The 10,803-nt window shown below is 56.9% G+C and carries 12 protein-coding genes; 4 read left to right on the forward strand and 8 right to left on the reverse strand.

Going from position 1 to position 10,803, the window contains the following annotated elements; all coding sequences use genetic code 11:
* Positions 1-65 precede the first annotated feature (65 nt).
* Positions 66-959, forward strand: coding sequence for a pirin-like C-terminal cupin domain-containing protein (locus HDE80_RS08520; protein WP_184669854.1), 894 nt, complete (start codon positions 66-68; stop codon positions 957-959).
* Between the two features lie 140 nt (positions 960-1,099).
* The gene (locus tag HDE80_RS08525; protein ID WP_184669856.1) at positions 1,100-2,347 is read left to right on the forward strand and encodes a DUF2235 domain-containing protein; all 1,248 of its coding nucleotides are present in this window, start codon (positions 1,100-1,102) and stop codon (positions 2,345-2,347) included.
* Between the two features lie 155 nt (positions 2,348-2,502).
* Here the strand turns inward: HDE80_RS08525 and HDE80_RS08530 are convergent, their stop codons facing one another.
* The 8 genes from HDE80_RS08530 to HDE80_RS08565 form a co-directional block, all read right to left on the reverse strand.
* On the reverse strand, positions 2,503-3,195 hold the full coding sequence (locus tag HDE80_RS08530; protein WP_184669858.1) for a C-type cytochrome biogenesis protein: 693 nt from the start codon (positions 3,193-3,195) through the stop codon (positions 2,503-2,505).
* Positions 3,196-3,269: 74 nt separating this feature from the next.
* A complete protein-coding gene (locus tag HDE80_RS08535) occupies positions 3,270-4,571 on the reverse strand; it encodes a S8 family serine peptidase (RefSeq protein ID WP_184669860.1) in 1,302 nt (433 codons plus the stop codon).
* Positions 4,568-5,203, reverse strand: coding sequence for a zf-HC2 domain-containing protein (locus tag HDE80_RS08540; RefSeq protein ID WP_184669862.1), 636 nt, complete (start codon positions 5,201-5,203; stop codon positions 4,568-4,570). Before HDE80_RS08540 ends, HDE80_RS08535 begins: the two co-directional genes overlap by 4 nt.
* Positions 5,200-5,784: a sigma-70 family RNA polymerase sigma factor gene (locus HDE80_RS08545; RefSeq protein ID WP_184669864.1), complete on the reverse strand. Its 585-nt coding sequence runs from the start codon at positions 5,782-5,784 to the stop codon at positions 5,200-5,202. Before HDE80_RS08545 ends, HDE80_RS08540 begins: the two co-directional genes overlap by 4 nt.
* 78 nt (positions 5,785-5,862) lie before the next feature.
* On the reverse strand, positions 5,863-6,594 hold the full coding sequence (locus HDE80_RS08550; RefSeq protein WP_184669866.1) for a TorF family putative porin: 732 nt from the start codon (positions 6,592-6,594) through the stop codon (positions 5,863-5,865).
* Between the two features lie 272 nt (positions 6,595-6,866).
* A complete protein-coding gene (locus tag HDE80_RS08555) occupies positions 6,867-7,238 on the reverse strand; it encodes a c-type cytochrome (RefSeq protein ID WP_221437496.1) in 372 nt (123 codons plus the stop codon).
* Positions 7,239-7,273: 35 nt separating this feature from the next.
* Complete coding sequence (locus HDE80_RS08560) at positions 7,274-8,644, reverse strand: cytochrome C (RefSeq protein WP_255483637.1); 1,371 nt, start codon at positions 8,642-8,644, stop codon at positions 7,274-7,276.
* A 54-nt stretch (positions 8,645-8,698) separates the two neighbouring features.
* Complete coding sequence (locus HDE80_RS08565) at positions 8,699-9,208, reverse strand: cytochrome b/b6 domain-containing protein (RefSeq protein ID WP_184669971.1); 510 nt, start codon at positions 9,206-9,208, stop codon at positions 8,699-8,701.
* A 501-nt stretch (positions 9,209-9,709) separates the two neighbouring features.
* Between HDE80_RS08565 and HDE80_RS08570 the strand changes: the two genes are divergently transcribed.
* Entirely contained in the window at positions 9,710-10,147 is a 438-nt protein-coding gene (locus HDE80_RS08570) for an FdtA/QdtA family cupin domain-containing protein (protein ID WP_184602187.1), read from the forward strand.
* Positions 10,132-10,797 carry an acetyltransferase gene (locus HDE80_RS08575; protein ID WP_184669868.1) on the forward strand — a complete coding sequence of 222 codons (666 nt, stop codon included), beginning with the start codon at positions 10,132-10,134 and terminating at the stop codon, positions 10,795-10,797. Before HDE80_RS08570 ends, HDE80_RS08575 begins: the two co-directional genes overlap by 16 nt.
* The last annotated feature ends 6 nt before the right edge of the window (positions 10,798-10,803 follow it).

Here is a 10,803-nt window from a genome sequence, read left to right on the forward strand (position 1 = left end):
CATAGCGGTTCCGTCTCTTGCCAAGTCCAAAAGCACGCCACTACACCAACACCACGAGAACCTACATGTCCGCGTCTCTCTTCACTTCATCGGGCCTGCGTTTTTCGCACGTGGTCAAGCGTGCGCCGCATCCCGTCGGTGCGCATTGCGATATCCGCCAGTTCCGCCATACCGACTTCAGTGGTGCGATGAGCCCCCTGGTATTGGCTGATCACTTCGTGATGACCGGTCCGACATTCGAACTGCATCCGCATGCTGGCATGTCGGCCGTCACCATCCTGTTCGAGAACACTCAGGGATGGATGAGCAGCCATGACAGCGTGCACAACGATCACCATATCGGGCCCGGCGACCTGCACTGGACGTTGGCGGGCAAAGGCATCGTGCATACGCAGCAACCGGAGGGCGAACACGCCCGACTGGATGGCCTGCAGTTATTCGTCAACCTGCCACAACGTCTGAAACGCATTGAACCAGCCACGATGCTGTTGCGCGCCAGCGATGTACCCACGGTCGAGTGCCGCAACTTACGTTTACGCGTACTGGCAGGGACTCTCGATGGATTGACCTCTCCTTTGCATACGCCAGAGCCCATTCTGATCGTGGACGGATCGCTCGATGCCGATGCTCACACTGCAGTGCCGTTGCCATCCGGCTGGAATCTATGGCTCTACGTCCGTAGTGGGGGTATGACGGTACGTGAACGTAACGAACCTGAGAGTGCACTCAAAACCAGCCTTTCATCGGGCGATGCCATAACGGTCTCGGCCAGCGAAGATGGCGTCGTCGAGTTGCATGCTTTATCCACTGCAACAAAGTTTGTGGCGATTGCCGGTCCGGCCATCAACGAACCCATCGTGCAACGGGGTCCTTTCGTGATGAACAGTCAGGAAGAGGCCACGCAAGCCGTGGCAGATTTCCAGGCTGGGAAGTTCGGTTCCGTGATGTCTTTTAGATGAGTCTGCTGGTCTTCTACAATCGAACCTGCCGTCACAGTCATCTGGCCCTAGGCCTTTGAGCAGATCCAGTGTGAGGAGGGCAAGTGTCTTGAATTTCCGAAGCAGTCCAGTTATGCGTTAGGCGCGGGGTAGGGGGGGCAATGCCGAAAAATATTGTCATTTGCTGTGACGGTACCGGCAATCAGATCGACAGCACTATTTCGAATGTGCTCAAGCTTTACCGAATTCTCGAAAAGGGCGATCGCCAACGCGTTTACTACAATCCTGGCATCGGGACTATTGGTCAGAAGAATGCCTGGCAACGCTTCAAACAAGAGGCGCGTGGTGTATTTGGCCTGGTGACTGGCTATGGGCTCGATGACGATGTGCTGGGTGCTTATCGCTTCTTGAGCCAGACCTACGAGGAGGGCGACAAGGTCTGGCTATTCGGGTTCAGCCGAGGTGCCTACACGGTGCGCGTTCTCGCTGCCTTTATCCATGTCATCGGCGTGCTCCGTCCCGATCAACTCAATTTGGCCGGATACGCGCTTACAGCCTTCAAGAGATCAAGCGCCGACAGCCAGCGCGTGAATCGAAGAAAGCCTGGGGATGGCAAGACTGACACGGGCGATGAAAACCACAGCACGGAACTTGAGGCGGCCTGGCATTTCAGCCGGGTCGTCGGCGTCAAGACGATTCGTATCGAGTTTGTAGGCGTGTGGGATACGGTTGCATCGGTCATTATTCCCAGCGAGGATACGTTTCTGCCTGACCTGCAAACGCTGCGTTTCACTCGGACCAATTCAAGCGTCAAGACCTTTCGACAAGCGATGGCGATCGACGAGCGTAGGAGAATGTTCCGGCTGAACGCATGGAAGGAAGGGCAGCCATATCGACCGGCTCCCTTTAACCCGGCTTCTGAAATCCCCCAAGATGTCCTTCAGGTTTGGTTCGCAGGTGTCCATGCCGATATCGGTGGCGGTTATCTCGAGTCCGAAAGCGGCCTTTCAAAATATCCGCTCCTCTGGATGATCGAGGAAGCCCATGCCAAAGGTCTCCTTGTCAATCGTGCGATGGTGAATCATCTCGTTCTTGGGCGTCCAAGAAAGGGAAGCAATCATGTATATGTTGCTCCAGATGCGACGGCAAAACTTCACGTGTCGATGACTACGGGATGGAAGCTTCTTGAATGGTTGCCCAAGAGGGCCAAATGGCGGGAATGGAAGTCGCGCCGTTCGTTACTCGGTTGGTACCTGCCGCGTGCCGAGCCGCGTGTCATTCCGGATGGGGCATTCATCCATCAAACGGTGTTCGAGCGGATCGAGCGGCTAACGGCCTATCGACCAGTCAACCTGCCAACTGACTACCGAGTGGCACAGTGGCCAGAGGTGGTCAGATCGGAGGAATAAGAGCCGCGAAGGACTTGCCGCATTCGATGGTGCGCATGCGTTCGTCATGAGTCCCCGTCGACGTTGGTCTGGGCAGACTCACGGTAACCGACGGCTGGCTTTGATCCATTTTGCGAAAGGTTCGGCAGTATGGATGCCAGCGTGAATATGCTGCGTTATTGCAGAAGTGTCTCGGCAGGGTGCGTCTTTGCTTTTGCACCAGCAAGCGCGATTTGTTGTGCAACTGACGGTGCCAAAGCGGAGCCAGAATCCAGCAGTCGCTGCAGATGTCTCCAGCTTGTTGAAGCTTCCGCATAGTCTCTTTGCTGGAACTCACTTATCCCGACTAGCCATAGCGCGCGCTGATTATCTGGTTCCAACGCGATGGCTTGTTCGAGCAGCTGACGTGCGTGCGCGCCGATAGCGTAGTTGGCATGCTGTTCCATGTCTGCCTCGACCCAACCGATCATCGCCACGGTATTGTTGGCATCAATCTTCAGCACCTGCTCGTAAGCGCCACGGGCTTCATTCGCGCGTTTCTGCGCATCATAGGCATGCGCCATTTGCATCCACTTCTGGATATTTTGTTGTGTCTGCTGGACACGCGAATTCAATACGTCGGCTGCCGGCAGGGCATTGGAACGGACATGCGTGCCGCGAACGACCTGGTCATCAAGTGCGGCAGGTGTTCCCAGCAAGGTATATAGATAGATCGCAATTCCCGGCAACAAGACCGTGACAGCCGACGCGATGACAAACAAACCCAGGGACTGTTTTGTGTGGAGACCTTCTCGTATCAGTGGTCGGACTATCAAGAACAGTGCAAAGGTGATCATTGCCGCCGTTGCAAGATAGAAAGCAACATTCACCACTCATCCCCTTCAATGGTTCGGTGGTCGTTGTTCATCGACTCCAAGCATCGACACATGACCAGTTGTCCAACTCATGGGGTGGCTTGCCCTGCGCCGTGCAGTGCCGATACCGCCGATGCTGCGTTCACTTGAAGCGTCCCGTTGGAGACCTTGCTGCTTTGTAATAAAAGATCATGGACCGTACGCGCATCTAGTTTTGGCGAGAGCGACAGCAACAAAGCGGCGATACCGCTCACATGCGCGGCAGCCATGGATGATCCGGAAGTGAAGTCATACCCACCACCAGGCTGGGTAGTCAAAATGTCTTTTCCGGGAGCGCTCAAAACGCCGGGGGGTGCTGTAGACGTACCACTTTCACGAACGACGATGACTCCTGGTGCGTTGTCGGGGAATCCGTTGACGGTTCCATCGGGCGGCATTGCCGTCACTACGATGCGGTGTTGGGTCAGCAACTGGACAAGCAGCTTGTTAAGCAGCGGATCCGCAGGGCCACCCAAACTCATATTGATAATGCGGACATCCGTATCAATGATCGCCGCCAAAGCCTTGGCGAGTGTGAAGGAGTTGCAGCGCGCGCCGGCATTCGGAATGGGCGGATACCAGCACGCCTTGTAAATGCTGAGCACGGCCTTGGGCGCCATGCCAACAATACCTTGGTGATTGTCTCCATCGGCGCTGATAACGCCCGCGACTTCCGTGCCATGGTGATCCTGGTTGAACGCCGACGCATCGTCATCGACCATGTTGTGTATATCGTGAACCCGTCCCTGAAGATCCAGGTGCGTCAAGTCAACGCCAGTATCGACGATCGCGATATGAACCCCATTGCCTTGACTGAGGTTATGCGCGAGGGCCGCATCGGTTTCCACGAAACCGCGTTGGAGATTGACGTAGGGATCGTTGTAGTGATGCGTGTCCGGCGACTTCTCGGCGTAAACGGAATAATCCTGAAGCGGTTGCGCGAGTTGCACGCGCTCGTCCTTGATAAGAGCCTTGAGTAATACATCCCTGGCCATGCCTGGTGGCGGCTCCACTACGACGCAGTACACGTTGAGCGCTTTGATGGGCCAACCGGTGACCTCATGCAATCCGTAACTCTGCTTCAGGGCAGCGACATTGGATGCCGCGCGTTGACCGGCGCCGTACCTTGGCGGCCCATAGGCCAGAAGGTTGGAGCCAGCGTGTGTGGTGAGTGGTTCAAGCGGGTTGGCTACCGCCAGTACGATATCCCGCTGGCTATCCATGGCAGCCACGCTGGCAGCCGATGTCTGGCCGGGTTTTGCGAGCTTGTCCGCAGGCGCAGCAGAACGTGTTTGCGCGCAGCCGTTCAAAACCATCCCCATAACGACGAGCATGAGTGCAGCGTATTTCATGGCTTGACGGTGACGGGCTCTGCCAAGCGGATGCCTTTCGTGGCGCGTAGTCGCTGCAATGTATGCTGCGCCGCTGAAGCAGGGCTTGTCGGTGCAACAGTGTATGCACCAACGTCGTTCGGGCCGCCGACCACCTGTAATTGGAGCGCACGAAGCAACGCATCCCAATCGGCTAGCGTCATGGTTGCATCAGGCACAACACGGAGTGCGTCTGGTGGTGTGGATACGGCCTCCTGGCTGAGCGTGCGGTAAAGCGGGGTGCCGCTAGTCGACCAGGATTTCAAACTCAGCGCACCGATACCCAAGGCCTGGATCAGCACCACGGCGACCAGTGCCCGGCTCAACCAATTTGCCGATCGGGAACGAAGGGGGATCTCCTCAAGATCAGGTGCATCGATGCGACCCATCAAGCGCTTCAATCCGGCGCTCGCATCGACGGAAATATCCGACGGCAACGACATGGCGCGCTGCAAATAACCTTGCTGAACGTATTCCGCTCGGCATGCATCGCAGTGCGCCATATGCTCGTTCAACCATTCGCTTTGCTCGTGGGTGGCACCATGCTGCAGTACCGACGGCATCGCCTCCCATGCACGGAGACAGTCCTGGCCAGAATTCATCGGGAACGTCATCGCACGCCCTCCTTGTATATGGGTGGACTGCCAGCCAAGGCTGGAAGAACATTGCGCAGCTTGACCCGTGCATGGAACAGACGTGCTTTCACCGTACCCACGGGGCACTGCATGATGACGGCAACATCGTCCAGGCTATGACCCACGCCGTAGACCAGCTCGATCACGACACGTTGGTCGGCCGATAGACGGTCCAGTCCCTTGCCTAGCCAATCCCGCAATTCGCGATCTTCCTCTGGATCTGTTGAGGGAGTGTGCTCTTCAGGCAGCGTGTCGTCCGCGACAGGTTCGTCGCCGCGCTGCCGCAAGGCCTTCAGACCACAGCGATAGGCAATGCCCATGATCCACGTCGAAACACGTGAGTCGCCACGGAATTCACCGGCTTTCTGCCAGGCGATCCAAAAGCAATCGTTGATGACTTCATCGATGACATCGGCACGCCTTGTCAGCCGGGACAGGAAGCGGCACAACCTGCCGTGGTAACTGTGATATAGCGTCGCCAGCGCAACACGATCACCCGTCGCCATGCGTTGGAGCAGCGATCGGTCTATTGCGTCAGTGTTAATGTCGGCGTCGTTCATGGCTTCGGGAGAGCTCATCCGATTGCGGTAGATTCTGCTACGTAGGTGCAGTTTCGACGCAAAAAGGTTGCTTTTGAATCAAAAGGATCGCGAAATCGTAGCGACCCAGGGCGAAATGCTCGGACTACCCCACTGCTGTCGAACCTCTGAATCCGTCGTAATGCGGTCGAGTTCTATTCGCCAAGGACCATCATCCCATGCGAGCCCCGCGTGACCATAGCGGTAGATGCTCGCATGGCCGTAGCCATAGGGGCTATGTGGCGCGATAAGGGACTGGGCGACACCTGTCCCTGCAGAAAGGGAAAAATGCCACGGCAAAGGCCAGCGGAGATCGAGATCGGCGGCCCCCCGCGGCTGATCACTGGCACCGATGAGGTGTATGGCCGAAAGACCAAAGGTCAGAATGTCCCGATATATCCAATTGATGCTCGTTTCCGTTCGATCAAACACTCTTGAGCGGGCGTTGCCGGGGTAGCTGTAGTAAAGGACGCTCGCCTGCATTTGCCAGTCGCTGGAAAGCGACCAGTAGCGGGACGCTTGGGCGGAGGCCTCTACCAGGTGTCCTGGCGAGCGCACTTCAGTACTTCCCAAAAGACCAAATGACCAACCCGCTGGAGAGGTCCAGGATACAGCTCCCTGCAGGGTGGGCGTGGCGGGCGTGATCGCGATACCGCGATCAACCAGTTGCGAACTGAGCCCCACCGCGCCATTGATGCCGGATGACTGAGCATGAAGCGGTGCACAAAGAGCCGTCGCGATGGCCAATGAAATGTAACCAGCACCGATGCGGGCAGGAGAAACTTCACGCATGCAAAGGTAGATGCGCCTGAACTGGCGACCCCATCGGCGCAAAATAACTTTCGCAGGGAAGGGGCAAGACACCTGCATCATTCAGGCACACAAAAGCGGCGTCGTGACGGCGGACAGGCCACGACGAAAGGCACCCCATGAATGCTGACCAGGGGACTGTTGTGCAACATCACTTCATCATTTGAAGGAGCAGGTGCTGCGATAGTTTGTGGCAAAGCGACCCGACGAAAGACATGTCGGACCTATAGGTCTACCAAGGTTGGGGAATGTCATCAGTGCACAGTGCCCAGATAGGAAATGAGATCCTCGAGCTGCTTTGGGTCGTTAAGTCCATCGTATTTCATTTTTGTGCCGGGATTGGCCTGCTTCGCCGGTTGGGATAAATAGCTGTGCAGCTTTTCCGCTGTCCAGAGCCAATGGGCTTGTCGTAGTGCATCCGAGTAGCTGAAATCCGGCAGCGTACCTGCGGGACGTCCCACGATGCCAAACAGGCTGGGGCCTTTCTTGTTCCGCCCTTGCTTGACGCTATGACATTCGGAGCACTCCGTCTTGAAGACGTCTGACCCTGCGGAGGTATCACCGGCTCGTGCAGAAGGGGAGGCCAGCAACCAGCCGAAGACAAGCGTGGCGGCACATAGCCCCAATGGTAGCTTCGTCACTTTTGACTCCTTTGCATGTTTTAGAACGCCACGCTCGCGGAAACCGAAAACGCATTGAGGTCGCCCGGTTTGGTTGTCGGGTTACCCAACGGCACCCCAAAGATGTTGTTCGTCGCACCGTTGAATCGTGTGAAGCGAAACCAGGTCGCCGCGATCTTCATATTCGCTAAGGACGTAAATGAGTCGTCCTTGCCAAATGGCGCCCAGAAAATGCTGAGAAGATTGGCGGTGGTATCCGGGTTTCCGAGAGGCGCGAAACGGACGGCGTCGCGTGTTCCGTTGCTCTCCAGGTGCGCAAGCTGCACGCCATAGGTCTGCTTGAAGGTATACGTGACGCTCAATGTCTCGTCATGCAGTGCGCCGCGGGACAAGGCGGTGAGGCCTGGAACAATCGGACTTACTGGCGTGCTGCCGTATTTGCGCTTCTCAAGGATATTGACGTATGAAACCTGGACAATGTTTTCCCTATTGCCCAGGAACTGGTAGCTCAGGTCATAGCCCAGATCGGTAAGGTTGTCTGTCGGTCCCGTACGAGGCAGTTGCCGTCGGGTCGTCAGTCCCACCAGGCCTGCCGAGAAGAACTGACGCTTGAGGTCTTTCATATAGGCGAAGCGGAAATAGCCCGTATCACTTAGCCTGCCTGGATCGCCGGCGATGTTGTAGCCGAGATGATCCTGTTCGGAGGTGGGTAGCGATCGGTACGTGCCGATTTCGCCGTACCAATCGGAGTCGTACAGGCCGTAAACGCTCGCGCCAATAAGACGATCAGCCGGCGCATTGGCGCTGGACAGGTTGAGCAACGTGCCTGTCGGTCCCTGGCCACCGGGCGGCCCAAGACTTGTGGCAGCCGGCAGGACAGCAATGGGATCATCAAAGCCCGGGTTGTTGTTGACGCTCACGCCAAGCGTGAAATCCTTACCGTTGAGCTTGAGCTCCTTGGCCACGAAACGCAGATCGACATTGCTCAGTTTGGTGTTGTAGGTGTCGTGGCCGACGTGATCGGCTTCGATCTTGGCATAACCACCGACTTGGTCGGAAATGCGCCCCGCCAGGTAGAGATCGGCTTCGGTAAGATCCGTGCTGCTCGGACCACGGGCCGGCGCAGTGTGCGTTTCCGTTAACTGGCCGGATACTGGAATCTTGAAACCTTGGCCATCGGTATCGGTGTATCCGTTGAGCTTGAAGCGCATGCCATACGGTGTCAGGTTGGGTCCATTGGCACCGGCTCCATAGGCACCGGCGTGACAATCTGCACAGGCGGCTCCGGTTTGTCGTGCGAATGCCGGAATAGCTTGTGCCGTGGTACTGGCAAGCAGCAGCGCTGCAATCCCGCACCAAAGGAGCATCTTCCCGGGCCGTCGCCTCACGCGTCGGTTCAAAAAAGACAGCATGAAGTCTCCTTGGTTTCGTTAGGGTGCAACGGTGAATGAGGGGTCATGCGCCGATCAGCGACGGCGCTTGGGCAGCATCATGCGGAGCACCCCATCGCGCAGGACGAAGTGGTGCCAAAGTGCTGCAGCGACATGCAACGACACCAGGCCGAGCAACACCCATGCAGCGTCCAAATGCCATGCCTGCAATCTGTCGGCGAGATCTTCGTCAGCGCTCACAAGCGCCGGTAAGGTGACCCCAAGCAGGTGGACCGGTTTGTCTTCGGCATTGCTCAGAGCCCAACCAAGCATGGGCAGGGCGAGCAGCAATGCGTACAGGGCGACATGCGTCAGTCCCGCCAGGCCACGAACAATCCACGACAGGTTGCCGTCATGCGGCAGCTTGCCCAGCCGGATGCGAAGCACCAGGCGGACGAAGAAAAGAACAAGCACGAACAAACCGAAATGGCGATGTCCCTCTAGCAGCCACTGTCGCGCCGCGCGTCCGTCCACTTGATCCCGGGTCAAGATAAATGTCACCGCCGCAATCAGGCAAAGTACGGTTAGCCAGTGCAGGACCACCATCTTCCTGGGGCGCGCGAGTACGGTTTCTTCGGCAAGCTGATCGGGCGGGCTATGCAACGTGCCTTCCACGAGAGGAACGAATGCCATATCGCTACTCCCTTTTGGCAGAGTCTCTTTCTCCAGTTTCATATCCGTGATGCCTTCGCGCGTCGCCGTCATCTTGCCTATCCCATGCAACCCCATGACCTGCTTTGGCAGCTGACGCCAAGACTCACGAGCGATCTGAACGGGGTCTAGTGCGAGTGAGTGCCTGCAGGACGTTGAAAGGTTGCATGGCGTAGTCAGCGGATTCGGTGCGGTCTCGGTCGCGGTATGGCTTGAAAAATTCGGAAGCGACTAGCCGGGTGCTGAAGCGAGTAGTTCACTCCAGCCAACACAGGCCTGGCCATCGTCAAAACAATCAGACGCTTTAGCGCTCGCAAATGTCGAAGCAACCTTTCGTCAGTGGAGCGGCACCCACGCACGTGGTCGTCCTCTAAGCATTTACAGCGTGGCCTAAACATGGAAATCGAACGGATCCAGTTGCAAAAGCATGGCGACAGCCGCGGCATGCTTATCGCTTTGGAACAGGATCGAAACGTGCCATTCGAAATACGGCGCGTGTATTACATATTTGCTACCGAGAGCGATGTGCATCGAGGCAAGCATGCACACCGTCATCTCAATCAGCTGGCGGTGGCGGTGCGTGGCTCCGTGACGTTTCTTTTGGATGACGGCACCAAACCGGTGGAGGTGGTGCTTGACGATCCATCGCAAGGTCTGCTGCTTGGCTGCATGGTGTGGCGTGAGCTTTACGACTTCAGCGATGACTGCGTATTGATGGTGCTGGCGGACCATCTCTATGACCCAGCCGATTACATCACCGACTACGCGGATTTTCTGAGCGAACTCAGTGGCTCTTTATACGGGGAGGCCGTGGTTGCATGTCAAAGCCGCTAGTCCTCATCGGCGCGGGTGAGTTCGCACAGATCGCCTGCGAATATTTCGAGCACGATAGCAACTATGACGTAGTTGCTTTCAGCGTCGAACGCGATCATCTCGCGCAACCGTTGCTGGCGAATCGCCCGGTGGTGGCCTACGAGACATTGGAAACGTATTACCCGCCAACGGATGTCGACGTGTTTGTCGCGATTCCAGCCAGCCAGCTCAATCGTCTGCGCACACGCTTTTACCAGGATGCGAAACGCAAGGGCTACCGGTTTGCCACGTACGTCAGTACGCGGGCTTTTGTATGGCGCAATGCCGAGCTGGGCGAAAACAGCTTTATCTTCGAAGGCAACGTCATCCAGCCCTTCGTTCGCATAGGAAACAATTGCATTCTCTGGAGCGGCAATCACGTGGGGCATCGCACGGTTGTACGCGATAACGTATTCGTTGCATCGCACGCAGTTATTTCAGGGTATTGCGAGATTGGCCAGAACAGCTTTGTCGGCGTGAACGCGACCTTCAATGACCACGTGATAGTGGCGGCCGACAATGTGATCGGTGCTGGCGCATTGGTTACTCGCGATACGGAACCCGGCCGGGTCTATGTGGGTTCGCCCGCTCGTGCGGTGCCCGACAAGTCCAGTCTCGATGTGAGGCTTTGAAAGGCC

The sequence above is a fragment of the Rhodanobacter sp. A1T4 genome (genome assembly GCF_014207185.1).
Taxonomy (GTDB): Bacteria; Pseudomonadota; Gammaproteobacteria; order Xanthomonadales; family Rhodanobacteraceae; genus Rhodanobacter.